Below are 26,999 nucleotides of genomic sequence, written 5' to 3'. Positions count from 1 at the left end.
AGGATTTTCGTATGCGCTCACTTTCAGCCATTCCGCTGTATGCCTGCCTCATTTTCATCGCCATCGTGCTGTTCATCGAGATCGGTCGGCGGGTCGGCGCGCGCCATCTGGCCGCTGATCCCGAGGGCGCACGCACCGGCATCGGCGCCATCGAAGGCGCGGTGTTCGGCCTGCTGGCGCTGCTGATCGCCTTCACCTTCTCCGGCGCGGCCACGCGCATGGACACCCGGCGCACACTGATCGTCGAGGAAACCAATGCCATAGGCACCGCCTGGCTACGCCTGGACCTGCTGCCGGCGGCCAGCCAGCCGGTCCTGCGCCAGGCCTTTCGCGACTACCTCGACGCGCGCATCGCCTACTACCGCGACCTGAGCGAAATCGACCTGGCCAGCCAGGAAAGCGCCCAGGCCAACGCCCTGCAACTGGATATCTGGAAACAGGCGATTACCGGTTTGCAGCAAATGCCGACACCGACCCTGGGCGTCAGCCTCTTGCAGGCGCTCAACGCGATGATCGACATCACCACCACCCGCAGCGTCGCCCTGGAAACCCACCCGCCGCTGATCATCTACCTGATGCTGATCGCCCTGACCCAGGTCAGCGCACTGTTCATCGGCTACGGCATGGCCGGCAGCGTCCGACACAACTGGCTGCATATCTTCGGTTATGCACTGGTGATGGTCTGTGTGCTCTACGTGATTCTCGACTTCGAGTTCCCCAGGCTGGGCATCATCCGGGTCGACCACTTCGACAAGATCATGCTGGACTTGCGTAACAGCATGCATTGACCTTCTATAGAGGGCTTGCTTCAACCTTGCCAACTCCCCCCCAAGGACTCAAATGACTATCTGCGGTATTGAAATCAAGGGCAGCGAAGCCATCTTCGCCCTCGCCGGCCTGCAAGGCGCAAACCCGGAACATGTAGCTGTCGCCATCAAGAAGCTCGGCCTGGATGACGATGAGGACGCGGCGGGCGTCAAGGCGTTTGCGGCGCAATTGCGGGCGTTTGTCGAGGCCAATGGCATCACGCGGATCGTGATCAAGAAACGCAGCAAGAAAGGCGAATTCGCCGGTGGGCCGATCACCTTCAAGATCGAAGGGATCCTGCAGTTGCTGGATCACTGCGAGGTGACGCTGCTGTCGCCGCAGACCGTCAACGCCCAGCACAAGAAGCACGGCTTCGAATTGCCGGGGACGCTGAACAAGTATCAGCACGAAGCCTACAAGACGGCCTGTGCGGCGCTTTTGAAGCAGTAACCCCCGACAGGGACACCGCTAGGCCTTGAGCGTCCGACGGTCCTCGCGCGGGCACTGGGCAAACCGGGCCCGGTAGCTACGGGTGAAATACGACGGCGATTCGAACCCGCTGGCGATGCTCACTTCCAGCACGCTCATGTCGGTCTGGCGCAGCAGTTGTCGGGCTTTCTCCAGGCGCAGGCCCAGGTAGAAGTTGCTCGGGGTGTCCTTGAGATAGAGGCGGAACAACCGCTCCAATTGCCGCCGCGTGACCTTGATCGACTGCGCCAGCTCCAGGGTGCTCAACGGCGGCTCCATGTGCTGTTCCATCTCGCCGATCACCTGCACCAGCTTTTTGTTGCTGATGCCGTAGCGCGTGGCGATCTGCATGCGCTGGTGATCCTTGCGCGGTCGAATACGCCCGAGCACGAACTGCTCCGAGACCTGGATCGCCAGTTCCGGGCCGTGGGCCTGGCCGATCAGGTCGAGCATCATGTCGATCGACGCCGTACCGCCCGCGCAGGTGATACGCCGACGGTCGATCTCGAACAGTTCCTGCGTCACTGTCAGTTGGGGATAAGATTCCTTGAACGCCTCCAGGGCTTCCCAGTGCAACGTCACCCGGTGACCTTCGAGCAGGCCGGCCTCGGCCAGTACCACGCTGCCGGTGTCGATCCCACCGAGAGTGACACCCTCGGCATCCAGGCGGCGCAACCAGTGCTGCAGCGTCGGGGTAACGAATTTCAGCGGCTCGAAGCCGGCGACCACCAGCAGGGTCGCGCCCTTCTTCAATGACTCCAGCGCGGCATCGGCGTTGACCGACATGCCGTTGCTCGCCAGTACCGCACCGCCGTCGGCGCTCAACACATGCCAGCGATACAACTCGCCACGAAAGCGATTGGCCACGCGCAGCGGTTCGACCGCCGAGATGAAACCCATCGCCGAGAAACCCGGCATCAGCAAGAAATAGAGATCCTGGGACATGGAGCGCACTCGCAAGACGGGCAGCGTTGTCGCTGTGATACGCCAGTTCGTCGATGGCGACAAGAGGACGGGTCGCCGCTGTGCAAGAGTCGGTCGCCACAGTGCGTTTTCAGGCATGCCAAGCTGAGTAACTTGAGCATCAACGGCGCATCAGACGCCGGAACCGACAACAACAATCTGCCGAGGAAACCCGCATGAAACGACTGATCAGCCGCTGTGCTCTCGCACTCACCGGCGCCGCACTCTTGAGTACCAGCGTGATGGCCGCCGACCAGGCCTCCTGTCAGAACGTCCGCCTCGGTGTGGTCAACTGGACCGACGTGATCGCCACCAGCGCCATGACCCAGGTGCTGCTCGACGGACTCGGCTACCAGGTAAAACAGACCAGCGCCTCCCAGCAGATCATCTTCGCCGGCATCCGCGACCAGCGCCTGGACCTGTTCCTCGGCTACTGGAACCCGCTGATGACCCAGACCATCACCCCGTTCGTCGACGCCAAACAGGTCAAGGTGCTGGCCGAGCCGAGCCTCAAGGACGCCCGCGCGACTCTGGCCGTGCCCACCTACCTGGCCGACAAGGGCCTCAAGACCTTCGCCGATATCGCCAAATTCCAGAAGGAACTGGGCGGCAAGATCTACGGCATCGAACCGGGCTCGGGGGCCAACACGCAGATCAAGGCAATGATCGCCAAGAACCAGTTCGGCCTCGGCAAGTTCCAGTTGGTGGAGTCCAGCGAGGCCGGCATGCTCGCCGCCGTCGACCGCGCCGTACGACGCAAGGAAGCCGTGGTGTTCTTCGGCTGGGCACCGCACCCGATGAACGTCAACGTGCAGATGACCTACCTCAGTGGCAGCGAAGGCGCCCTGGGGCCGGACGAAGGCATGGCGACAGTCTGGACCGTGACCTCGCCGAACTACGCCGAGCAGTGCCCGAATATCAACCGGTTGCTGACCAACCTGACCTTCAGCGCCGCCGACGAAAGCCGGATGATGCAACCGCTGCTCGATCACAAGGATCCCCTCGACTCGGCCCGCCAGTGGCTCAAGGACCACCCGCAGGACAAGGCGCGCTGGCTGCAGGGCGTGACCACCTTCGATGGCCGCCCGGCCGCCGAGAACCTGCAACTGACCAGCCAGTAACCCCGCGCTATAACTCCCCGCAGCCTTGACCGGCTGCGGTGTGAACCACCACGCCTGTAAGGAACCCGCATCATGAACCACGACGTCATCATCACCTGCGCACTCACCGGTGCGGGCGACACCAGCGCCAAGAGCCCGCATGTCCCGGTCACGCCCAAACAGATCGCCGCTGCGGCCGTCGAAGCGGCCAAGGCCGGTGCCACGGTGGTGCACTGCCATGTGCGCAACCCCGAGACCGGTCAGTTCAGCCGCGACGTGGCGCTGTACCGCGAAGTGATGGAGCGCATCCGTGAGGCCGACGTCGACATCATCGTCAACCTCACCGCCGGCATGGGCGGCGACCTGGAGATCGGCGCTGGCGAGAACCCCATGGAGTTCGGTCCCAACACCGACCTGGTCGGTCCGCTGACCCGCCTGGCCCATGTCGAGGAACTGCTGCCGGAAATCTGCACCCTGGATTGCGGCACCCTCAATTTCGGCGACGGCAACACCATTTATGTCTCCACCCCGGCGCAACTGCGTGCCGGTGCCAAGCGCATCCAGGAGTTGGGGGTGAAGGCCGAGCTGGAAATTTTCGACACCGGCCACCTGTGGTTCGCCAAGCAGATGATGAAGGAAGGCCTGCTCGATAACCCGCTGTTCCAGCTGTGCCTGGGCATCCCATGGGGCGCCCCGGCCGATACCACCACCATGAAGGCCATGGTCGACAACCTGCCAGCGGACGCGGTGTGGGCCGGCTTCGGTATCGGTCGCATGCAGATGCCGATGGCCGCACAAGCAGTGCTGCTGGGCGGCAACGTGCGGGTTGGCCTGGAAGACAACCTGTGGTTGGACAAGGGTGTGCTGGCAACCAACGGCCAACTGGTCGAGCGGGCTACGGAAATTCTCAGTCGCCTGGGCGCCCGCGTTCTGACTCCAGCCGAAGGGCGGGCAAAGATGGGGCTGACCCGGCGCGGCTGAGCCACCGAATTCAACTGTAACCGTGGGAGCCGGCTTGCTGACGATAGCGGCCACATGAACACCCTCGATGTATGGGATGGCCGCCTTCTGCGGATCGCCAGCAAGCCGGCTCCCCATGAGTAACCGCGTACTTCTTCAGGAATTCGTCATGAGCTTTATCACCGACATCAAAACCTTCGCCGCCCTCGGCAGCGGTGTCATCGGCAGCGGCTGGGTCGCCCGCGCCCTCGCCCACGGACTCGACGTGATCGCCTGGGACCCGGCGCCCGGTGCCGAGGCTGCCCTGCGCAAGCGCATCGCCAACGCCTGGGGCGCCCTGGAAAAACAGGGCCTGGCCCCCGGAGCCTCGCAGGACCGACTGCGCTTCGTCGATACCATCGAGGCGTGCGTGAAAGACGCCGACTTCATCCAGGAAAGCGCCCCGGAACGCCTGGAACTGAAACTCGAACTGCATGCCAGGATCAGTGCTGCGGCCAAGCCTGACGCGCTGATCGGCTCCAGCACCTCGGGTCTGCTGCCCAGCGAGTTCTACGAAGGTGCCACCCACCCGGAACGCTGCGTGGTCGGCCATCCGTTCAACCCGGTGTACCTGCTGCCGCTGGTGGAAGTGGTCGGCGGCAAGCAGACCGCCCCCGAAGCCGTGCAGGCGGCGATCAAGGTCTATGAATCGCTGGGCATGCGTCCATTGCACGTACGCAAGGAAGTCCCGGGTTTCATCGCCGACCGCCTGCTCGAAGCGCTGTGGCGCGAGGCGCTACACCTGGTCAACGACGGTGTCGCCAGCACCGGCGAAATCGACGATGCGATCCGTTTCGGCGCCGGGCTGCGCTGGTCCTTCATGGGCACCTTTCTCACCTACACCCTGGCCGGTGGTGACGCCGGCATGCGCCACTTCATGGCTCAGTTCGGCCCGGCGCTACAACTGCCGTGGACCTACCTGCCGGCGCCGGAGCTGACCGACAAGCTGATCGACGATGTGGTCGAGGGCACCCAAGAGCAGTTGGGCAGCCACAGCATTTCGGCGCTGGAGCGCTATCGTGATGATTGTCTGCTGGCGGTACTGGAGGCGGTGAAGAACACCAAGGCCAAACATGGCATGAGTTTCAGCGAGTAAGTTCAGTTGCGCTCAGGAGGCCCTCTTCGCGGGCGAGCCCGCGAAGAGTACCGCCCTGACACACTCCCTCTTCGATCCAACCACCCTCGGGAGCCTTCCTGATGTCCCACCTCACCACCTACACGACCCCCGTCCTCCCGGACTGGGTCGACTACAACGGCCACTTGCGCGACGCCTTCTACCTGCTGATCTTCAGCTACGCCACCGACGCGCTGATGGACCGCCTGGGCCTCGACAGCGACAACCGCGAAGCCACCGGCAGTTCGCTGTTCACCCTGGAACTGCACCTGAACTACCTGCACGAGGTGAAGCTCGGCGCCCAGGTCGAGGTGCACACCCGGATCATCGCCCACGACGCCAAGCGCCTGCACCTCTACCACAGCCTGCACCTGGTCGGCGGCGACAAGGAACTGGCCGGCAACGAGCAGATGCTGCTCCACGTCGACCTTGCCGGACCACGCTCGGCACCGTTCAGCGAGGCCGTGCTGGAACGCCTGCAGAGCCTGCTCGATGAACAGCGCGAACTGCCACCCCCGGAGTACATCGGCCGGGTGATCGGGCTACAGGAAAAAAAATAACCACAACCGAAAAGGGGCTCACCGTGAACACCGTCGCCGCGTTTGCCGACTTCCGCCATTATCCCCTGATCAGCGCCCTGACAACCGTGCAACTGCTGGCGGACCAGGTTCGGGTGAGCTGGGCCGATGGCCGGATCAGTCCATTTCATCACCCCTGGCTGCGGGACAACTGCCCGTGTCCGCAGTGCGTGTATACGGTGACCCGCGAGCAGTTGCTGGAGATCGTCGATGTGTCCGAGGACCTGGCACCGACGGCCGCGCGTATCGACGAATCAGGCTGCCTGTGCATCGATTGGCAGGATGGCCATGCCAGCCGCTTCGATCCGGGCTGGCTGCGGGCCCACGCCTACGATGGCGCCTCACGTGCCGAACGCCAGGCCGGCAGGCCGAAAAGCCGCGTGTGGGACAGTGCCCTGGAACTGCCGACATTCGATTACGCCGACCTCAAGGCTGACCCGCAAGTACTGCTGCAATGGCTGCTGGCCCTGCGCGACGTCGGCTTGACCCAGGTGCGTGGCGTACCCACCGAACCCGGTGCACTGGCGGAGGTGGCCAAGCTCATCTCGTTCATCCGCCAGACCAACTTCGGCGTACTGTTCAACGTGCAGTCCAAGGCCGACGCCGACAGCAACGCCTACACCGCCTTCAACCTGCCGCTGCACACCGACCTGCCGACCCGCGAACTGCAACCGGGGCTGCAGTTCCTGCATTGCCTGGTCAACGATGCCGTGGGTGGCGAAAGCATCTTTGTCGACGGTTTCGCGATCGCCGAGGCGCTGCGCCGGGAAGATCCGCCAGCCTTCCGGGCACTGAGTGAGATTCCCGTGGAGTTTCGCAACAAGGACCGCCACAGTGACTACCGCTGCCTGGCGCCGGTGATTGCGCTGGATAGACTCGGCCAGGTCAGCGAGGTGCGCATGGCGAACTTCCTGCGTGGGCCGTTCGATGCGCCCGAGGCGCAGATGCCGGTGTTGTATGGCGCTTACCGGCGCTTTATCGCCATGACCCGCGAGGCGCGCTTTCGCGTGGTGCGGCGACTCGATCCGGGCCAGTTATGGTGCTTCGACAACCGCCGCACGCTGCACGCGCGCAATGCCTTCGACCCGGCCAGCGGCGCGCGACACTTCCAGGGCTGCTATGTCGACCGGGATGAACTGCTGTCGCGCATCCTGGTGTTGCAGCGCGGGCCGGCCTGACGCATTCACGGCGATGCGACGAAGAACGATAACGCGGAACCACCCGAATACACCGCAGAAAAACAGGCAAAAAAAACCCCGATCAAGCCGTGACAGGATCGAGGTGAGAGAGTGTCTTCAGCAGTGGCTTCGAGAAGGTGACCAAACCGTCGACTGACCTAGCTGGAAGCCAGTCTGCCGGTTCATCCGGGCCCCGACTTTGCCGAAAACGACATGTTCATAGGCATCCATGACATCGTGACAATCTGTCCTTGCCGACACTCCCATGGCCTACCAGAATCGAGACACGAACAGCCCTGAATAGGAAAAGCGCCATGATGTACGCAGATCTGATTGACCAGGAAGACCTGTTGGGCCAGCTCAAGTCCCTCGGCCTGCAAGTACCCGGCGGCGTCACCGCCGAACAGGCGTGCGAACATGCGGTACGGGGCCTGGACGATGCCCGTGCCTATGCGCTGCGCAAGATGGTCAAGGACATGTACACCAGCAGCGCGACGATCCTGCCGGCCGTGCGCCAGGCCATCGACAAGCAACTGCTGCCGGCCCTGGCCGAATACCAGCAGCAAAGACGCGCCTGACCCGTCCTGCTTCTGATGAGAACATGGCCAATCTGGCACAGGCCAGTAGGCATGACTGCCACAACGCCTTCGGCTTCGAGGAAACCGAGGGTGTGGTGCAGTTAAGACAGCGTCTCCCAGGAAAGCCTCTCTAAAGACGCCTTGTGGCGAGGGGGTGGCCCACGCTGGACTGCACGGCAGTCCCAACCCCGCAGAACACGTCCTGTCAGGGACCAGGCGTTTTCCGGGTTACGCCCGCCAAGCGACCGGGCACGAGCAAGCTCGCTCGCCACAGAGGGCACGCCGCGCCATCGTTAGAGACGCACACTGGCAAAGGTCGACTCGTTGCGTGCCTGGCTCAGTGCCGACATCGGCCCGGACAGCGGCGCCAGCACCAGCGCCTGCGGGATCGGCATCATCGCCACCTGCTGGGCGGTGTTGGAGCCGACGCGCTCGTCACGCGGCGGAATGCCGAAGTACTCGCGGTAGCACTTGGAGAAGTGCGGCGTGGAGACGAAGCCACAGACCGAGGCCACCTCGATGATCGACATCGGCGTCTGCTTGAGCAGTTGCCGTGCACGGATCAGCCGCAGCTTGAGGTAGTAGCGCGACGGCGAGCAGTGCAGGTATTTCTGGAACAGTCGCTCCAGCTGCCGGCGGGATACGGCAACATAGACCGCCAGCTCGTCGAGGTCGATCGGCTCTTCCAGGTTGGCCTCCATCAGCGCGACGATTTCCTGCAGTTTCGGCTGGTTGGTGCCGAGCATGTGCTTGAGCGGCACACGCTGGTGATCCTGCTCGTTGCGGATGCGCTCATAGACGAACATCTCGGAGATCGCTGCCGACAGTTCACGCCCGTGATCACGGCTGATCAGGTGCAGCATCATGTCCAGCGGCGCAGTACCGCCAGAACTGGTGAAGCGGTTGCGGTCGAGGGTGAACAGCCGGGTGCTCATGGCCACCCGGGGGAAGGCTTCCTGCATCGCCGCCAGACATTCCCAGTGCACGCTGCAATCGAAACCGTCGAGCAGACCGGCGCAGGCCAGGGCCCAACTGCCGGTGCACACTGCACCCAGGCGGCGGGACTGGCGGGCCTGGCTCTGTAACCAGGAGACGTGTTCGCGGGTGACGGTGCGTTGGATACCGATGCCGCCACAGACGATCACGGTGTCCATCGCCGGGGCCTTGTGCATCGCCGCGTCAGGGGTGATCTGCAGACCGTCGCTGGCCCAGACCTGTCCACCGTCGACACTCAGGGTAGTCCAGCGATACAGCTCTCGACCGGACAACTGGTTGGCCATTCGCAGCGGTTCGACTGCGGAGGCCAGGGAAATGAGAGTGAAATTATCCAACAGCAGGAAGCCGATGGACTGAGGCGCACGGTTCTGAGGCTGAGCCCCGGAGTTGAACGACGTCATCGCGATATCTCCTCACACAAAGCGGGTGATGGCCTCAGGCGGAGGCTCTTGTTATTGCCCTTGTCCAAGTGGGAAAAGGCGCTTTGCTTTGACAGAGCAATTGCCATGCCTAAATTTGAATATGCATTCAATAACTCCTGAAAACGACATGACAGCGTGTCTGAATAGCCCTTGCAGGGAGTACGGGTTATCCGCATGGAAATCTTCGGCAGACGGCTTGCACCCGGGAGTTGAGCAGATCGGTAGCACTTGTGTTTCGGGGCTGGAGAGCGCCGTGGGGGAGTGTCACCGCAGGTACGGAAGAAGAGGTTTGAGAGGTGTTGCCGACGAAGTGGGCGGCAACGCTCGGTTATCTGTTTGCGACGCGCCAAAAGGTGGCGCATGGGAGGGTGTGTGGGCGATTAGTGCACAGTATTTGAGGTTCTCAGCACTCCACCGTGCTGACCGCCAACCCACCCCGCGAAGTTTCCTTGTACTTGTCATGCATGTCGGCGCCCGTATCACGCATGGTGCGGATCACCCGGTCGAGGGAGATGAAATGCTGGCCGTCGCCACGCAGGGCCATCTGCGCCGCGTTGATCGCCTTCACCGCGGCAATCGCGTTGCGCTCGATGCACGGCACCTGCACCAGGCCGCCAACCGGATCGCAGGTCAGCCCGAGGTTGTGCTCAAGGCCGATTTCGGCGGCGTTGCACAATTGCTCGGGGGTCGCCCCAAGAATCTCGGCCAGACCGGCAGCAGCCATCGCGCAAGCCGAGCCGACCTCGCCCTGGCAGCCGACTTCGGCACCGGAGATCGACGCATTCTTCTTGCACAGGATGCCGACCGAGGCCGCCCCGAGGAAGAAGTCGACGACATTGGCGTCGGTCACCGCCTCGCTGAATTTCATGAAGTAGTGCAGCACCGCCGGAATGATCCCCGCCGCGCCATTGGTCGGTGCCGTGACCATCCGCCCGCCGGCGGCGTTCTCTTCGTTGACGGCCAGGGCGAACAGGTTGACCCACTCCATCGCGCTCAGGGTCGAGCCGATCACGTTCGGCTTGTTCAGTTCCTGCAGGCTGCGGTGCAGCTTGGCTGCCCGCCGCCGTACGTTCAGCCCGCCAGGCAGGATGCCTTCGTGCTGCAGGCCCTGTTCGACACATGACTGCATGGCCCGCCAGAGTTTCATCAGCCCGCTGCGGATCTCGTCCTCCGAACGCCATACTCGCTCGTTGGCCATCATCAGCTCGGCCACCCGCAGGTTGTGCTTGCGGCACAAGTCCAGCAGCTCGACCGCACTGGAGAACTCATAAGGCAGCACGGTGCGGTCCATGTCCGCGACACCACTGGCCGCCTGCGCTTCGTCGACGACAAAACCGCCACCCACTGAATAGTAGGTGTCGCGATGCAGCTCGCCGTGATCACCGAAGACCACCAGGCTCATGGCGTTGGGGTGGAATGGCAGGTTCTCCTCGAGCAGCAGCATGTCCCGCGACCAGATAAAAGGCACCGGCAGGCGATTGTCGAGCAGCAGCGTGTCGGTTTCACGCAGGGTGGCGATGCGCAAGCCGATCTGCGACGGGTCAATCGCGTCCGGCCATTCGCCCATCAGCCCCATGATCACGGCGGTGTCGCTACCGTGGCCGATGCCGGTGGCCGACAGCGAGCCGTACAGCCGCACCTCGACCCGCCGGACCTGCTCCAGCAGGCCACGCTCGCGCAGCCCCTGTACGAACAACGCCGCTGCCCGCATGGGTCCCACGGTATGGGAGCTGGAAGGGCCGATGCCGATCTTGAACAGGTCAAACACACTGATTGCCATGACTGCGAGGTCCTCTGAATACGGGTTCCGGGTGGCCAGGCGCCCGGTGGCGCAGATGCTACGCTGACTGCGCGATCTGTCGGAATGAAAACATCATCAGCCTTTTGAAACCGCCCTCGACGTCTCGCACCGACGCAATCTTGTCCAACAACGCCAGACGCCGCCGACAGGCTTTTTTCAGCACTTTTTTGCGTTCACGTGACAGAAAAAACCGCTGAAAAGTCTGTAAGCGACCTCATCGACACTGGATGCGACCCCCCCTGTACTGGATACGACGCACCCCGTAGGCGACATTTTCAGGCTGGTACATGATCAAACCCGACTCGATTGCAAGGCACCGGGGTAGAGCTGTCCTCGACGCCTCCAACCGCAACAGAACAATTAAGTGCAATCGTCCCCTTGGACACTGCCAAAAAGAAACCGATAGGAGTCCACCCCGATGAAAGGTTCCCCCTCGTTGTTGTTGGCCGCCATGCTGAGTCTCCCGATGCTGGCCCAGGCCGCCGAACCGGCACAGTGCAGTACCGTGAACTTCTCCGACGTCGGCTGGACCGACATTACCGCGACCACCGCGACCACCAGCGTGGTCCTCAACGCCCTTGGCTACAAGACCAAGACCACGATGATTTCCGTGCCCGTGACCTACAAGTCCCTGGCCGACGGCAAGAACATGGACGTGTTCCTCGGCAACTGGATGCCGACCATGGAAAACGACATCAAGGCCTACCGCGATGCCGGCACCGTGGAAACCGTGCGCACCAACCTCAAAGGCGCCAAGTACACCCTCGCCGTTCCCCAGGCGCTGTATGACAAGGGCCTGCACGACTTCGCCGACATCGCCAAGTTCAAGAAGGAGCTGGACGGCAAGATCTACGGCATCGAGCCGGGCAACGACGGCAACCGCCTGATCCAGAGCATGATCGACAAGAACGCCTTCGGCCTCAAGGACGCCGGCTTCAAGGTGGTCGAATCCAGCGAGGCGGGTATGCTCTCGCAGGTCGACCGCGCCCAGAAACGCGACACCGCCGTGGTCTTCCTCGGTTGGGCGCCGCATCCGATGAACAAGCGCTTCAAGATCCAGTACCTGACCGGCGGCGACGACTTCTTCGGCCCGGACTTCGGTGCCGCCACCGTCTTGACCAACACCCGCAAGGGCTACGTCCAGGAATGCAGCAACGTCGGCCAGTTGCTGAAGAACCTGGAATTCACCGTCGATATGGAAAGCTCGCTGATGGGCAACATTCTCGACGACAAGATGAAACCGGAAGCCGCAGCCAAGGCCTGGCTGCAGAAAAACCCACAGGTACTCGATACCTGGCTGGCTGGCGTGACCACCATTGACGGTAAACCCGGCCTGGAAGCCGTGAAAGCCAAGCTCGCGCAATAACCGCCGACTCCGGGCGGGTCCGCCCGCCCGGAAAGGCATTTATTTCCCTGCATGTGGACGTTCGATACCATGCTGACTGAACACAAGATTCCCCTGGGCCAGTACATCGCCGCCTTCGTCGAATGGTTGACCAAACATGGTGCCAACTACTTCGATGCGATCGCTTCGACACTGGAAACGATGATCCACGGCGTGACGTTTGCGCTGGCCTGGTTCAATCCGCTGGCATTGATCGCGCTGATCGCACTGATCGCCCACCTGATCCAGCGCAAGTGGGGCCTGACCGCCTTCGTGATCGCCTCCTTCCTGCTGATCCTCAACCTGGGGTACTGGCAGGAAACCATGGAAACCCTCGCCCAGGTGATGTTCGCCACCCTGGTCTGCGTGATTATCGGTGTGCCGCTGGGCATCGTCGCCGCACATAAGCCGATGTTCTATACCGTGATGCGTCCGGTCCTCGACCTGATGCAGACCGTACCGACCTTCGTGTACCTCATTCCAACCCTGACCCTTTTCGGCCTGGGCGTCGTCCCCGGTCTGATCTCCACCGTGGTGTTCGCCATCGCCGCGCCGATCCGCCTGACCTACCTGGGCATCCAGGATGTCCCCCAGGAACTGCTGGACGCCGGCAAGGCCTTCGGCTGCTCGCGCCGCCAGTTGCTGTCGCGGATCGAACTGCCCCATGCGATGCCGAGCATCGCTGCCGGTATCACCCAATGCATCATGCTGTCGCTGTCGATGGTGGTCATCGCCGCCCTGGTGGGTGCCGACGGTCTGGGCAAACCCGTGGTCAACGCACTGAACACCGCCGATATCGCCCTGGGCTTCGAAGCAGGTCTTGCGATCGTACTGCTGGCAATCATGCTCGACCGTATCTGCAAACAACCCGACGCACAGGTAAGGGGTGACGCATGAGCATCATTCGCTTCGACAAGGTAGACGTTATCTTCTCCAAGAACCCGCGTGAGGCGCTGGCGTTGCTGGACCAGGGCCTCAAGCGGGAAGAAATCCTCAAGAAAACCGGCCAGATCGTCGGTGTCGAGAATGCCAGCCTGGAAATCGAGAAAGGCGAGATCTGCGTGCTGATGGGCCTCTCCGGCTCCGGCAAATCCAGCCTGCTGCGCTGCATCAACGGCCTGAACACCGTCAGCCGTGGACAATTGTTCGTCGAGCACGAAGGTCGGCAGATCGATATCGCCTCCTGCACGCCCGCCGAACTGAAGATGATGCGTACCAAGCGCATCGCCATGGTGTTCCAGAAATTCGCCCTGATGCCCTGGCTGACGGTGCGTGAAAACATCAGCTTCGGCCTGGAGATGCAGGGTCGCCCGGAAAAGGAACGGCGCAAGCTGGTGGACGAGAAGCTGGAGCTGGTGGGCCTGACGCAATGGCGCAACAAGAAGCCCGACGAACTGTCCGGCGGCATGCAGCAGCGGGTCGGCCTGGCCCGTGCCCTGGCGATGGATGCCGACATCCTGCTGATGGACGAACCGTTCTCGGCCCTCGACCCACTGATTCGCCAGGGCCTGCAGGACGAACTGCTGACCCTGCAGAACAAGCTGGCGAAAACCATCGTGTTCGTCAGCCACGACCTCGATGAAGCGCTCAAACTGGGTAGCCGCATCGCGATCATGAAGGACGGCCGGATCATTCAGTACAGCAAGCCCGAGGAAATCGTGCTCAATCCGGCGGATGAATACGTACGGACCTTCGTCGCCCACACCAACCCGCTCAACGTCCTCTGCGGACGCAGCCTGATGCGCAGCCTGGACAACTGCAAGCGCGTCAATGGTTCGGTGTGCATCGACCCGGGTGGCGATTCGTGGATCGACCTGGCCGAAGGCAACACCATCAAAGGTGCCCGCCAGAACGGTGCCAGCCTCAACCTGCAGAGCTGGGTCCAGGGCCAGGCGGTAGAAAGCCTGGCACGGACCCCGACCCTGGTGGACTCCAACATCGGCATGCGCGATGCCTTGCAGATCCGTTACCAGACCGGCAACAAGCTGGTGCTGCACGAGAACAACAAGGTGGTGGGGATTCTGGGCGACAGCGAGCTGTATCACGCCTTGCTGGGCAAGAACCTGGGCTAAGAGACAGAAACAAGAACGCCGCGAGCATCTCGCGGCGTTCTTGTTTGTGGGCCACCCCAAGCGACCCACCCCGTACTGCAGGAGCCGGGCTTGCCCGCGAAAGCGCACTTTCGGGCAACGCAAGGCTTACGGGCCTATTCGCGGGCAAGTCCGGCGCCTACAGGGTTCAGGGACAGGCCGGGGGATGTGGGTATCAGGCCGAGGGGTGGGGTCAGGCGATGATGAGCAGGAGTGGGCGGTGCAACGAGTGCACCGCGCAAACCTCAGCTATAAACCCGGCCCAGGAGCTGCCGATGGCTTTCGAACTGATCGAGCACATCACGGGTGATCTGCTCTTGTGTGAAGCCCATCAGGTCGTATTCCTGGCTACCGTTGTGCAAGTACACCTCGGCGCGATAGTAACGGGCCCGCACTTCGCTCTCGCCACCCTCGACCTGCGCCGATTCGCTCGGCGCCGCCAGGTAGCCATCCAGACTCACTTCATAGACGAAGGGATTGCCCTCCTCCATTTCCACCCGCAGGCCGATCAGGCTCCTGGACTTGCCCAGTTGCGTCTGTACCGTCAGGCCCAGTTGCCGCAGTTGCACCGCCGCCTCTTCCAACGCCGGGCTGATCTGCTTGTCCATGTAGCGCTGGACGATCGCCTGGGTCGGTTGCAGGTCCAGCAGGCTCAGGCGCTCGCTGAAACCACGACGCCCGCGGGCTGCCAGTTCGGCCTGTTCTTCTTCGATCTGTACGTCCTGGCGCATGGCCTTGTGCAAGCCGAACATGAAGAACACCAGCACCACCGAGAACGGCAGGCCAGCCAGCACCACCATGGTCTGCATCGCCTCGAAGTTACCGGCGAACAGCAGGCCGATGGTCACCAGGGTGATCACCGCCGACCAGAAGATCCGCAGCCAGTGTGGAGCGTCCTCGTCAACCTGCCCCCCGGTGCACGACAGGTTGGCCATCATCACGGCACCGGAGTCCGCCGGCGTCAGGAACAGCACGAAGCCGACGAAGATCGACACACCGATCACCACCTTGGACGCCGGGTAGTGGTCGAGCAACTGGTAGATCGCCATCGACGGCTGCTCCAGCGCAGTTTTCCCCAACTCCACGGCGCCATGGTTCATCACCAGGTCCAGGGCCGAGTTGCCGAAGATCGACAGCCACGCCAGGGTGAAGCCCAACGGGATCAGCAGTACGCCGGCCACCAGTTCACGCACGGTACGGCCACGGGAAATACGCGCGATGAACATGCCCACGAAAGGTGCCCAGGAAATCCACCAGGCCCAGTAGAACAGGGTCCACAGGCCGAGCCAGCGGTCGGACTTCTCGGCGTTGTTTTCATAGACGTAGAGATCGAAGGTCTTGAGCACCGCACCGTTGAGATAGTCACCGATGTTCTGCACGAAACCGTTGAGCAGGTGCAGGGTCGGGCCGAACAGCAGCACGAAGATCAGCAGGCCGCTGAACAGCACGATGTTCAGGTTGGACAACCGACGAATGCCGTTCTCCACACCCGACACGGCAGCGATGGTCGCCACGGTGCTCATGACGATGATCACGATCAGCAGGTTGGTGTTGCTGTGCTGCATGCCGAACAGGCTTTCCAGGCCGGAAGACACCTGCATCGCGCCGATACCGAGGTTGGTGACCAACCCCAGCAGGGTGACGAACATGCCGAAGCCGTCCACCGCGTGCCCGGCCGCGCCCTTGACCCAACGCTCGCCCGCCAGTGGGTACAGCGCCGAACGCAGGGCCAGCGGCTGGTTGTGCCGGTAGGCGAAGTAGGCCACCGCCAGGCCGACCAGGGCGTAGATCGCCCAGCCGTGCAGGCCCCAGTGCAGGAACGTCAGTTGCAGCGCCTGGCGTGCGACCTCATTGCTGCCGGGTGTGCCCTCTGGTGGGTTGAAGAAGTGGTCCAGCGGCTCGGAAGCACCGAAGTACAACAGCGAGATGCCGATCCCCGAGGAGAACAGCATGCCCGCCCAGGCGCCGTAGCTGAAGTCCGGGGTGTCCTGCCTGGAGCCCAGTTTCAGCTTGCCGTAGGAAGAGAACGCCAGCCCGATGACGAACACCAGGTAGGCGGCGATGACCACCATGTAGTACCAGCCAAAGCTGCGCGACAGCCAGGCCTGGGCCACGCCGAGCAGTTTGCCGGCCTCTTGCGGGGCGATGATCAGAACGGCAGTCAGCAGCAGTATCAGTGCGGTCGAGGTGTAGAACACCCAACCGTTGACCCGGACCTTTTCGGCGGGCGTTTTTATAAGAGAGGCAGAACTCATTGCACAGATGCTCCAGGCAGTGCGAGAGAAAGACACAAGGCAACACGGGATCCGACCAATCGGTTAGTGGGCAGCCGACCAGCGGGTGATATAAAGACACCCCGAAAAAAACCGATCCTGCGGGGATTGCGCCTGAACCGGCACGCAAGACCTCTGGGCAGAAACGTCGCCGCGCTGCCAGATATCTTTCGTGCCGGTCCGCAATATCCGTCTTCGCCCGCGCAGAGTGTCTGCCCCGCAGGTCTGGTATTTTTCGGAGGTCGTTTTTCCGTCAGCTGCCTGTAGGAAATACCTGTAGGCAGCGACGATTTGTCGCAGAGCTTATTCTTTGTTGATTGAACGTTCAATCAAAACAAAATAGACTGGTCCGCAGGCCGGTAGCCGTTTCACGTCTGTCGGCGGGCCTAAGGAGAGATGCACGATGCCCAAGGTCGGTATGCAACCCATACGCCGCCAACAATTGATCGAAGCCACGTTGATGGCAGTCGATCAGGTCGGAATGGGGGATGCCAGCATTGCGCTGATCGCCCGTCTGGCCGGTGTCTCGAATGGCATCATCAGTCATTACTTTCAGGACAAGAACGGCCTGATCGCTGCCACGATGCAGTACCTGATGAATGTCCTGAGCGAGAGTGTCGCCGCGCGCCGCCAGGCGCTGACAGATGGCAGCCCACGGGCGCATCTGCAGGTGATCATCGAAGGCAACTTCGACGCCAGCCAGGTCAATGGCCCTGCAATGAAAACCTGGCTGGCCTTCTGGGCCACCAGCATGCACCACCCGTCTTTGCACAGGTTGCAGCGGATCAACGATCACCGTCTGTATTCCAACCTGTGTTACCAGTTCCGTCGTGTCCTGCCGGCCTCAACGGCACGCAGCGCGGCAAGGGGACTGGCAGCGTTGATCGACGGTTTGTGGTTGCGCGGCGCATTGTCGGGAGACGCTTTCGACACCGCGCAGGCGCAACGGATCGCTTACGAATACATGGATTTGCAACTGGCGAAACAGGAGCACTAGAGCACAGAGAACCGCTCGGTCCCTGAACGACTGCCCATCAGCGTTGCCATAGTTTCATGGCGCGTCCGGCGGTTAACGCCCACCACTCATGCACTTGCGAGGACACTATGGCCCGTTTCGAACTGCAAAAACTCTACATTGACGGCGGCTACACCGATGCTGGCAGCGATGCCACGTTCGATGCCATCAACCCGGCTAACGGTGAAGTTCTCGCCAAAGTGCAGCGTGCGACCAGGGAAGACGTTGAACGCGCCGTGGTCAGTGCCGAAAAGGGCCAGAAGATCTGGGCGGCCATGACCGCCATGGAGCGTTCGCGCATCCTGCGTCGCGCCGTAGAGATCCTGCGTGAGCGCAACGACGAACTGGCCGCGCTGGAAACCCTGGACACCGGCAAAGCCTATTCCGAAACCCGCTATGTCGACATCGTCACCGGTGCCGATGTGCTCGAATACTACGCAGGCCTGGTGCCGGCGATCGAAGGCGAGCAGATCCCGCTGCGCACCACCTCGTTCGTCTACACCCGCCGCGAGCCGCTGGGCGTGGTCGCCGGTATCGGCGCATGGAACTACCCGATCCAGATCGCTCTGTGGAAATCCGCCCCGGCCCTGGCCGCCGGCAACGCGATGATCTTCAAGCCGAGCGAAGTCACTTCGCTGACCACCCTGAAACTGGCCGAGATCTACACCGAGGCCGGCCTGCCGGCAGGTGTGTTCAACGTCCTGACCGGCAGCGGCCGTGAAGTCGGCACTTGGCTGACCGAGCATCCGCGCATCGAGAAAGTCTCCTTCACCGGCGGCACCGACACCGGCAAGAAGGTCATGGCCAGTGCCTCGAGTTCGTCGCTCAAGGACGTGACCATGGAACTGGGCGGCAAGTCGCCGCTGATCATCTTCGACGACGCCGACCTGGATCGCGCCGCCGACACCGCGATGATGGCCAACTTCTACAGCTCCGGCCAGGTCTGCACCAACGGCACCCGTGTGTTTGTACCGAGCCACCTGAAAGCCGCCTTCGAAGCCAGGATCGTCGAGCGCGTGGCACGCATTCGCGTCGGCAATCCGCAAGACGAGAACACCAACTTCGGTCCGCTGGTCAGCTTCGCCCACATGGAAAGCGTGCTGGGCTACATCGCCAAGGGCAAGGAAGAAGGTGCCCGCCTGCTGTGTGGCGGCGAGCGCCTGGGTGGCGAATTCGCCAACGGTGCCTACGTGGCGCCGACCGTGTTCACCGACTGCACCGATGACATGACCATCGTGCGCGAGGAAATATTCGGCCCGGTGATGAGCATCCTCACCTACGAGACCGAGGAAGAAGTGATCCGTCGCGCCAATGACACCGACTTCGGCCTGGCCGCTGGCCTGGTGACCCGCGACCTGAACCGCGCCCACCGCGTGATTCATCAGCTCGAAGCCGGTATCTGCTGGATCAACGCCTGGGGCGAATCCGACGCGAAGATGCCGGTCGGCGGCTACAAGCAGTCGGGTGTGGGCCGTGAGAACGGCATCAGCTCGCTGAACAACTTCACCCGAATCAAATCGGTTCAGGTCGAACTGGGCGACTACGTCTCGGTGTTCTAAGCCCGAGTTCTGTCTTGCCCGTGAGGCCGTCTTCGCGGGCAAGCCCTGCTCCTACAGGGACGGCGGTGTACGCATGATCGATGTACGCCATCGTCCTGTAGGAGCGCAGGTCTTGCCCGCGAAAGGGTGCACCACACCCGCCACGGCCCACCCTGACCCACTTCAACAGAGGGAGTGCATTTCATGTCCCAAGAATACGACTACATCATCGTTGGCGCCGGTTCGGCCGGTAACACCATCACCACCCGCCTGACCGAAGACGAAGGCGTCACTGTTCTGCTGCTCGAAGCCGGCGGCCCCGACTACCGCTTCGACTTCCGCACCCAGATGCCCGCCGCCCTGGCTTTCCCGCTGCAGGGCCGGCGCTACAACTGGGCCTATGAGACCGACCCGGAGCCACACATGGACGGTCGCCGCATGGAATGCGGGCGCGGCAAGGGCCTGGGCGGCTCCTCGCTGATCAACGGCATGTGCTACATCCGCGGCAACGCCATGGACTACGACGGCTGGGCCAAGCTGCCGGGTCTCGAAGACTGGAGCTATCTGGACTGCCTGCCGTACTTTCGCAAGGCGGAAACCCGCGACATCGGCCCCAACGACTACCACGGCGGCGAAGGCCCGGTACGGGTGACCACACCCAAGGCCGGCAACAACCCGCTGTTCCACGCCATGGTCGAGGCCGGTGTGCAGGCCGGCTACCCGCGTACCGAAGACCTCAACGGCTATCAGCAGGAAGGTTTCGGTCCGATGGACCGTACCGTGACGCCGAACGGCCGTCGTTCCAGCACCGCCCGTGGCTACCTGGACATCGCCAAGAAGCGTTCGACCCTGACCATCGTCACCCACGCCCTGACCGACAAGGTCCTGTTCGAAGGCAAGCGTGCAATCGGCGTGCGTTACCTGGTGGGCTCGGCCGAAGAGCGCGTCGAAGCCCGCGCACGCAAGGAAGTCATCGTCTGCAGCGGCGCGATCGCCTCGCCACAATTGCTGCAGCGCTCCGGCGTCGGCCCGCGCAAACTGCTGGAAAGCCTGGATATCCCGGTGGTACATGACCTGCCGGGCGTTGGTGAGAACCTGCAGGATCACCTCGAGCTGTACCTGCAATACGCCTGTACCCAGCCCGTGTCGCTGTACCCTTCGCTGCTGTGGTGGAATCAGCCGGCCATCGGCGCCGAATGGCTGTTCAACGGCACCGGGATCGGCGCCAGCAACCAGTTCGAAGCTGGCGGTTTCATCCGTACCCGCGAAGAGTTCGAGTGGCCGAACATCCAGTATCACTTCCTGCCGGTGGCCATCAACTACAACGGCAGTAACGGTGTGAAGGAACACGGCTTCCAGGCGCACATGGGCTCGATGCGTTCACCGAGCCGTGGCCGCGTGCAGCTCAAGTCCAAGGACCCACGCCAGCACCCGAGCATCCTGTTCAACTACATGGCCACCGAGCAGGACTGGCAGGAGTTCCGCGACGGTATCCGCCTGACCCGCGAGATCATGGCGCAGCCGGCACTGGATGCCTACCGCGGTCGCGAGATCAGCCCGGGGATCGAGGTGCAGACCGACGAGCAACTGGACCAGTTCATCCGCGAGCACGCCGAGACCGCGTTCCACCCGTCCTGCTCGTGCAAGATGGGCACCGACGAGATGGCGGTGGTCGATGGTCAGGGCCGTGTCCATGGCATGCAGGGTCTGCGGGTGGTCGATGCGTCGATCATGCCGATCATCACCACCGGCAACCTGAACGCGCCGACGATCATGATCGCCGAGAAAATCGCCGACAAGATCCGTGGCCGCCAACCGTTGCCGCGCAGCACCGCGCCTTACCACGTTGCGGGCGATGCGCCAGCGCGTGGCAAGCCGTTGCGTGAAGTGAGCCGTACCGCGCAGTAAGTCACTTCCCTCCGGGTGGGGGCTTGCTGGGCTGGATGGCCGCCTTGGGCGGATCGCCAGCAAGCCGGCTCCCACAGAATTTTGTGTCGTTCGCAGCATTGGCCTACGACACAAATCCTGCGGGAACGGGCCGGGCGTTGCTCCGCCTGCCCGCCCATAGGCCCGCAAGGCCTACGCAAACCCTGAAATCCCCCGGCATTTTGTTTCACCGACTGGATTGCGCGCGCCTGACGCCGCACTATGAGGCAACTGGCGCGATGCGCCCCTCACCGATATTTCCAGGGAGGTTTCCTCATGTTCGACTTCCACCCCCAGCTCAAGCAGCACTTCGCTGCCTTGCGCACCGGGGCCGAATTCTTTTCGCTGCGCTACGTTCGGCAATCGGGCCAATACCTGTCGGTACGCAAGAACGTCCCGGAGCCACCCAGCCTGAGCCGCGACGAAGGTGCAATGCTGACCGTGCGGGTCAATGGCGTCGAAGCCTATGCCGCCACCAACGACCTCTCGCGCCAAGGCCTGCAGGCCGCGCTGCAACGGGCCGAGGAACAGGCACAGCGGATCGGTCCGTACGCCCTGCTCGACCTGCGCCAGCAAGCCGTTTCCACTGAGCGGGGCGATTACTGCTCGCCACAACTCGCACAGCCGTTCCCGGCGCTGAGTGACTGCTATGGGTTGCTGGCCGCCGAGTCCGCCGCCGTGCCCAGGGACGAACGCCTGGTCAACTGGGAAGTCAGCCTCGGTGTCAGTCACGTCGAGCAGATCTACCTCAACAGTGCCGGCGCCGAACTGCGCCAGGCCCAACGCTTCGTGTTCCCGGGTCTGAGCGTCACCGCCTTCGACGGCACGGACAGCCAGACCCGCACCCTGGGTCGGGAGAACTTCGGCCAACAGGGCGGCGCCGAAGTGCTCGGTCGCTCGGGCCTGATCGGCGCCGGGGCGCTGGTCGCCGACCAGGCCCTGCAACTGCTGCTGGCGCCCAATACCCCAGCGGGGCCGCGCGATCTGCTGCTGATGCCGGACCAGATGACCCTGCAGATCCACGAGTCCATCGGCCATCCGCTGGAACTGGACCGCATCCTCGGCGACGAGCGCAATTACGCCGGTACCAGCTTCGTCCAGGCCAGTGATTTCGGTCACCTGCAATATGGCTCCAGCCTGCTCAACGTGACCTTCGACCCACAGATCCCCGAGCAGTTGGCCAGCTACGCCCATGACGACGACGGCAGCGCCGCCCACAAGCAGTTCCTGATCCGCGAGGGACTGCTGCTGCGACCGCTGGGCGGAGCACTGTCGCAGTTCCGGGCGAATCTGCAAGGGGTCGCCAACAGCCGCGCCAGCAGCTGGAATCGACCGCCGATCGATCGCATGGCGAACCTGAACATTGAGCCGGGCGACCGCTCGTTCGAGCAACTGGTCGGCGGTATCGAACACGGCATTCTGATGTCGACCAACCGTTCGTGGTCCATCGACGATGCCCGCAACAAGTTCCAGTTCGGCTGCGAATGGGGCCAGTTGATCGAAAACGGTGAACTCAAGGGCGTGGTCAAGAACCCCAACTACCGGGGTATTTCCTCACAGTTCTGGCGCAACCTCAGCGCGGTCGGTGACGCCGGCACCTTCAAGGTCCTCGGTACGCCGAACTGCGGCAAGGGCGAACCCAACCAGGTGATTCGCGTCGGGCACGCCTCGCCCGCCTGCGTGTTCAGCCATGTCGATGTCTTCGGAGGGGATGCCTGATGGATCACACTCATTTCCAGGCGCTGGTGGATTGGCTGCAAGCGAACCTGCGGACCTCGGAACACTTCACCCTCGGTTATGCCGCCGAGTCGTCCGAGTTCATCCGTTTCAACCATGGCCGGGTACGCCAGGCCGGCCAGGTGCAGCAGGCCAGCCTGGACTTCAAGCTGATCGACACGGGCCGCCACGCCGACCTGCGGATCACCCTCTGTGGCGAACGGGAACAGGATCGCCAGCGCCTTGCCGATGGCCTGCAGCAATTGCGCGAAACCCTGCCGCTGCTGCCCGCCGATCCTTACCTGTTGCTCAACCATGACACCTGGCAAAGCCGCAGCGTGCAGGAACAGCCGCTGCCCGAGAGCGCTCAGGTACTTGAGGAAATCCGTCAGGCCGCGGGTGACCTGGACCTCGTCGGTTTCTACGCCGCCGGCCCGATCAGTCGAGGTTTCGCCAGCTCGGATGGCGCCTTCGGCTGGCACCAGGCCAATAGTTTCAACTTCGACTGGAGCCTGTTCCACCAGAACGGCCAGGCGGTCAAGGCCAGTTATGCCGGTGAGCACTGGAACAGCGAGCGCTTCGCCCGGCGCTTCCAGCAGGCCCGTGAACAGTTGGCCTTCCTCGGTCGGCCGCTACGCACCCTGGCTCCGGGCAAGTACCGCGCCTACCTGGCACCGGCGGCGCTGGAGGAAATCATGGGCATGCTCTGCTGGGGCGGCTTCTCGGCCCAGGCCATCGCCAGCAAATACAGCCCGTTGCAGAAGCTGTATGCCAGCGAAGCGTCGTTCCACCCGGATGTCTGGCTGGACGAGCAGGTCAGCGGTTCACTGAGCCCGGCGTTCTCCAGCGAAGGTTATCCGCGCAGCGATCTGTCGCTGGTGGCCAAGGGCTCGGCCAACGGCCGCATGGTCAGCTCCCGCAGCGCCGCCGAATACGGCCTGAGTGCCAATGGGGCGGACAGCGGCGAGTACCCCGGCGCCCTGCAGATGCGTGCGGGTGATCTGGCACAAGAGAATATTCTCAAGGAACTGGGCACCGGCCTGTACATCAGCAACCTGTGGTACCTGAACTATTCGGACCAGTCGGCGGGTCGCATGACCGGCATGACCCGCTTCGCCACCTTCTGGGTAGAAAACGGCGAGATCCAGGCGCCGGTCAGCACCATGCGCTTCGATGACAGCGTCTACAGTCTGCTGGGTAGCGAATTGCTGGGCCTGACCCGGGAGCGCGAGCTGCTGCTGTCGGCCAGCACCTACGATCAGCGGCAGACCTCGTCCAACCTGCTGCCCGGTGCTCTGATCGGCCAACTGACACTCACACTCTAAAACGATGACCCGCTGGGAGCTGGCGCAATGCCGCTCCCACGCCGCCGCGCTGGCCCAGCTACCCGCGCACCTATCCGTTCAGACGGTTGTCCCGCCAACACAGGCGCGTTATACATACCCTTCCCTATAGAGCGGCATTAAAAAGCCACCACCTCGTTCGTCTTCCGATCATGGAACCATCAGGCTTCGCCTACGATTTCGTTACTCAATGCCGCGTCTCTTTCCCCTTTCGAAAGTGTTTTGCTGGAGTTTGATATGAATCATGGAAGCTTCGTCATCACCAACCTGTTCAGGCATTTCAACCTCCACATCGAGCGCATCGGCGACGATCCACAGCGTAATACCGTGCTGATGGTCAATGGCGCCCTGTCCACTACCTCCTCCTTCACCCGCACCAGCAAATGCCTGGCCGAACATTTCAACGTGCTGTTGTTCGACCTGCCCTTCGCCGGCCGCTCGCTGGCCTACAACCCCGATCCCGGCCTGGTGACCAAGAACGACGAGGTGCAGATACTGCTGACGCTGATCGAACGCTTCAAGGTCAACCACCTGGTATCGGCCTCCTGGGGCGGCATCTCCAGCCTGCTGGCGCTGGCCAGGAACCCGCCAACCATCGAGAGCTCGGTGATCATGGCCCTGGCGCCCAACCTCAACCCGCCGATGCTGGCCTACGTGCAGCGGGTGCATGAGCTGATCCAGGTCGACGACAAGTCCGCCATCGGCCACCTGCTCAACGACACGGTCGGCCACTTCCTCCCCCCCCGCCTCAAGACCACCAACCACCAGCACCTCGCCAACATGACCAGCACCGAATACCGTCAGGCACGTTTCCATATCGACCAGGTGCTGCAACTGGGCGACGGCAACTACCTGAAGAGGCTCTGCGATATCCGCACTCCGGTGCACTTCCTCAACGGTGCCAAGGACATCTACACGCCCGCCGAAGGTGCCCGACTGTTCCAGCGACACATTCCCCGGTGCAGCTTTTCGGTCGCCGAGGACACCGGTCACCTGCTCGACCTGGAGTCGCGGGTGGCGGCCAACAACGTGCACCGGGCACTACTCGGTTTCCTGCTGCAAAAGGCGCAAATAGAACAGCAACGTAACGCCCAAGTACAAATCGATCAGGCATAATCAGGTCCATAGCCTGCTAACGAAGAGCCGTTTCATGCCCGACCGTGCCCCGCTGGACGCAACGACCGCTCGCTGGCTGCCCTGGGTGGTGGCCATTGCCTTCTTCATGCAATCGCTCGACGGGACGATCCTCAACACCGCCCTGCCCGCCATGGCCCGCGACCTGGCGGAAAACCCCTTGCGCATGCAGGGCGTGGTGATCGCCTACATGCTCACCGTGGCCTTGCTGATCCCGGCCTCGGGCTGGATCTCCGACCGTTTCGGCACCCGGCGGGTGTTCTTCAGTGCCATCCTGCTGTTCAGCATCGGCTCGTTGTTGTGCGCACTGTCGAGTTCGCTGAACATGCTGGTCGGTGCCCGGGTGATCCAGGGCCTGGGGGGCTCGCTGATGCTGCCGGTCGGGCGGCTGGTGGTGCTGCGCGCCTACCCGCGTTCGGAACTGGTGCGGATCATGGGTTTCATCACCATTCCCGGCCTGCTCGGCCCGCTGATCGGCCCGACCATGGGCGGCTGGATGGTGCAATTTCTGACCTGGCACTGGATCTTCCTGATCAACCTGCCGGTGGGGCTGATCGGTTGCTACGCCGTGTGGAAATTCATCCCCGACCTGCGCGGCAGCGAACGCACCCGTTTCGACGGCATCGGTTTCGTGCTGTTCGGCGCAGCGATGCTGCTGATCACTATCGCCATGGAGGGTCTGGGCGAGCTGCAACTGCCGCACTTGCGGGTGATGTTGCTGCTGTTCGCCGGCCTGGCCTGCCTGGCGGCCTACTGGCTGCGTGCCGGACATATCGACAATCCGTTGTTCGCGCCGTCGCTGTTCAAGACCCGGACGTTCGCCGTCGGCATCCTCGGCAACCTGTTCGCCCGCCTGGGCAGCGGCGCCCTGCCGTTCCTGGTGCCCTTGCTGCTGCAGGTGGCGCTGGGCTACTCGCCGTCCCAGGCCGGCATGAGCATGCTGCCCCTGGCGGCGGCGGCGATGTTCGCCAAATCGATAGCGCGGCCGCTGATCGAGCGCCTGGGTTATCGCATCGTGCTGACCGGCAATACTCTGGCCCTGGGGGTGATGCTCGCCGCACTGGGGCTGGTCACCGAACACACGCCGTATCCGCTGCTGCTGGGCATGCTGGCGATTGCCGGGGCGATCAACTCGCTGCAATTCACCGCGATGAACACCGTGACCCTGATCGATCTGGACGACAAGGCCGCCAGTAGCGGCAACAGCCTGCTGTCGGTGGTGGCGCAGTTGTCCCTGAGCCTCGGCGTGGCCTGTGCCGGCGCGCTGCTCGGCGGCTTTACTGCGGCCATCGGCAACGATGGCGTGGAGACGGTGCTCGGCGCCTTCCAACTGACCTTCCTCACCGTGGGCATCATGGCGATGCTGGCGGCGACAATCTTCCTGCAGCTCTCACCCCAGGACGGTCGCCGGGCTCGGGTGGTGCAGGAGCAGCATATCGAGCACTGACAGTTCGATGGTTCCTACAGGGGCCCTGGTGGTTTTGCGACAGGCACCGGGATATTTGGCTACTTTTCGTCCAGAAGTTACGGATTGACGAGAAGGTGCTGATACACTGCGCGACATTTTGTTTTGCAG

Annotated in this window: 22 protein-coding genes; 18 read left to right on the top strand and 4 right to left on the bottom strand. The window is 62.8% G+C overall.

Features of this window, described 5'->3' with window-relative positions:
• The first annotated feature begins 11 nt into the window (after window positions 1-11).
• Together BLU37_RS09715 and BLU37_RS09710 are read left to right on the top strand one after the other, a co-directional pair.
• Window positions 12-788, top strand: coding sequence for a bestrophin-like domain (locus BLU37_RS09715; protein WP_090204394.1), 777 nt, complete (start codon window positions 12-14; stop codon window positions 786-788).
• Window positions 789-840: 52 nt separating this feature from the next.
• On the top strand, window positions 841-1,257 hold the full coding sequence (locus BLU37_RS09710) for a DUF3010 family protein (protein ID WP_090204391.1): 417 nt from the start codon (window positions 841-843) through the stop codon (window positions 1,255-1,257).
• 18 nt (window positions 1,258-1,275) lie between these two features.
• Here BLU37_RS09710 and BLU37_RS09705 read toward each other — a convergent pair whose 3' ends face one another.
• Window positions 1,276-2,220, bottom strand: coding sequence for a GlxA family transcriptional regulator (locus BLU37_RS09705; RefSeq protein WP_090204387.1), 945 nt, complete (start codon window positions 2,218-2,220; stop codon window positions 1,276-1,278).
• 194 nt (window positions 2,221-2,414) lie between these two features.
• On the opposite strand from BLU37_RS09705, the gene choX reads away from it, so the two are divergent.
• The 6 genes from choX (at window position 2,415) to BLU37_RS09675 (ending at window position 7,785) form a co-directional block, all read left to right on the top strand.
• On the top strand, window positions 2,415-3,359 hold the full coding sequence (gene choX / locus BLU37_RS09700) for a choline ABC transporter substrate-binding protein (RefSeq protein ID WP_019360909.1): 945 nt from the start codon (window positions 2,415-2,417) through the stop codon (window positions 3,357-3,359).
• A gap of 72 nt (window positions 3,360-3,431) precedes the next feature.
• Window positions 3,432-4,319 carry a BKACE family enzyme gene (locus tag BLU37_RS09695; RefSeq protein WP_019360910.1) on the top strand — a complete coding sequence of 296 codons (888 nt, stop codon included), beginning with the start codon at window positions 3,432-3,434 and terminating at the stop codon, window positions 4,317-4,319.
• Between the two features lie 148 nt (window positions 4,320-4,467).
• Complete coding sequence (locus tag BLU37_RS09690) at window positions 4,468-5,433, top strand: L-carnitine dehydrogenase (protein ID WP_010452096.1); 966 nt, start codon at window positions 4,468-4,470, stop codon at window positions 5,431-5,433.
• 101 nt (window positions 5,434-5,534) lie between these two features.
• Entirely contained in the window at window positions 5,535-6,011 is a 477-nt protein-coding gene (locus BLU37_RS09685; protein WP_090204383.1) for a thioesterase family protein, read from the top strand.
• A 23-nt stretch (window positions 6,012-6,034) separates the two neighbouring features.
• Window positions 6,035-7,207, top strand: a complete 1,173-nt coding sequence (locus BLU37_RS09680) for a gamma-butyrobetaine dioxygenase (protein ID WP_090204380.1) — start codon at window positions 6,035-6,037, stop codon at window positions 7,205-7,207.
• A gap of 314 nt (window positions 7,208-7,521) precedes the next feature.
• On the top strand, window positions 7,522-7,785 hold the full coding sequence (locus tag BLU37_RS09675) for a hypothetical protein (protein WP_010452103.1): 264 nt from the start codon (window positions 7,522-7,524) through the stop codon (window positions 7,783-7,785).
• 293 nt (window positions 7,786-8,078) lie between these two features.
• On the opposite strand, the gene gbdR is transcribed toward BLU37_RS09675, so the two are convergent.
• Window positions 8,079-9,182, bottom strand: a complete 1,104-nt coding sequence (gbdR, locus tag BLU37_RS09670; RefSeq protein ID WP_029533164.1) for a choline metabolism transcriptional regulator GbdR — start codon at window positions 9,180-9,182, stop codon at window positions 8,079-8,081.
• A gap of 424 nt (window positions 9,183-9,606) precedes the next feature.
• Complete coding sequence (locus BLU37_RS09665; protein WP_090204377.1) at window positions 9,607-10,983, bottom strand: L-serine ammonia-lyase; 1,377 nt, start codon at window positions 10,981-10,983, stop codon at window positions 9,607-9,609.
• 439 nt (window positions 10,984-11,422) lie between these two features.
• Between BLU37_RS09665 and BLU37_RS09660 the strand changes: the two genes are divergently transcribed.
• The 3 genes from BLU37_RS09660 (at window position 11,423) to choV (ending at window position 14,460) form a co-directional block, all read left to right on the top strand.
• A complete protein-coding gene (locus tag BLU37_RS09660) occupies window positions 11,423-12,370 on the top strand; it encodes a choline ABC transporter substrate-binding protein (protein WP_010444810.1) in 948 nt (315 codons plus the stop codon).
• Window positions 12,371-12,439: 69 nt separating this feature from the next.
• Window positions 12,440-13,285 (top strand): choline ABC transporter permease subunit, encoded by an 846-nt coding sequence (gene choW / locus BLU37_RS09655; protein WP_010444811.1) that lies wholly within the window; start codon window positions 12,440-12,442, stop codon window positions 13,283-13,285.
• Complete coding sequence (gene choV, locus BLU37_RS09650) at window positions 13,282-14,460, top strand: choline ABC transporter ATP-binding protein (RefSeq protein WP_090204374.1); 1,179 nt, start codon at window positions 13,282-13,284, stop codon at window positions 14,458-14,460. The genes choW and choV overlap by 4 nt, the downstream gene beginning before the upstream one ends.
• 263 nt (window positions 14,461-14,723) lie before the next feature.
• On the opposite strand, the gene BLU37_RS09645 is transcribed toward choV, so the two are convergent.
• Window positions 14,724-16,676: a BCCT family transporter gene (locus BLU37_RS09645; protein WP_232000509.1), complete on the bottom strand. Its 1,953-nt coding sequence runs from the start codon at window positions 16,674-16,676 to the stop codon at window positions 14,724-14,726.
• A gap of 478 nt (window positions 16,677-17,154) precedes the next feature.
• Here BLU37_RS09645 and betI point away from each other — a divergent pair, with 478 nt between their 5' ends.
• The 7 genes from betI (at window position 17,155) to mdtD (ending at window position 26,870) form a co-directional block, all read left to right on the top strand.
• On the top strand, window positions 17,155-17,748 hold the full coding sequence (betI, locus tag BLU37_RS09640) for a transcriptional regulator BetI (protein ID WP_010444815.1): 594 nt from the start codon (window positions 17,155-17,157) through the stop codon (window positions 17,746-17,748).
• A 107-nt stretch (window positions 17,749-17,855) separates the two neighbouring features.
• The gene (betB, locus tag BLU37_RS09635; RefSeq protein WP_010444816.1) at window positions 17,856-19,325 is read left to right on the top strand and encodes a betaine-aldehyde dehydrogenase; all 1,470 of its coding nucleotides are present in this window, start codon (window positions 17,856-17,858) and stop codon (window positions 19,323-19,325) included.
• A 183-nt stretch (window positions 19,326-19,508) separates the two neighbouring features.
• Window positions 19,509-21,212, top strand: a complete 1,704-nt coding sequence (gene betA, locus BLU37_RS09630) for a choline dehydrogenase (RefSeq protein WP_090204369.1) — start codon at window positions 19,509-19,511, stop codon at window positions 21,210-21,212.
• A 294-nt stretch (window positions 21,213-21,506) separates the two neighbouring features.
• Window positions 21,507-22,949 (top strand): TldD/PmbA family protein, encoded by a 1,443-nt coding sequence (locus BLU37_RS09625; protein ID WP_090204366.1) that lies wholly within the window; start codon window positions 21,507-21,509, stop codon window positions 22,947-22,949.
• Window positions 22,949-24,271, top strand: coding sequence for a TldD/PmbA family protein (locus tag BLU37_RS09620; protein WP_090204363.1), 1,323 nt, complete (start codon window positions 22,949-22,951; stop codon window positions 24,269-24,271). Before BLU37_RS09625 ends, BLU37_RS09620 begins: the two co-directional genes overlap by 1 nt.
• 255 nt (window positions 24,272-24,526) lie before the next feature.
• Window positions 24,527-25,405, top strand: coding sequence for an alpha/beta fold hydrolase (locus tag BLU37_RS09615; protein WP_090204360.1), 879 nt, complete (start codon window positions 24,527-24,529; stop codon window positions 25,403-25,405).
• A gap of 34 nt (window positions 25,406-25,439) precedes the next feature.
• Window positions 25,440-26,870 carry a multidrug transporter subunit MdtD gene (mdtD, locus tag BLU37_RS09610; RefSeq protein ID WP_090204357.1) on the top strand — a complete coding sequence of 477 codons (1,431 nt, stop codon included), beginning with the start codon at window positions 25,440-25,442 and terminating at the stop codon, window positions 26,868-26,870.
• Window positions 26,871-26,999 lie beyond the last annotated feature (129 nt).

This window comes from Pseudomonas asplenii, assembly GCF_900105475.1.
Lineage (GTDB): Bacteria > Pseudomonadota > Gammaproteobacteria > Pseudomonadales > Pseudomonadaceae > Aquipseudomonas > Aquipseudomonas asplenii.
The sequence above is the reverse complement of the archived record's forward strand: the minus strand, read 5'-3'. Positions and strand labels throughout refer to the sequence as shown.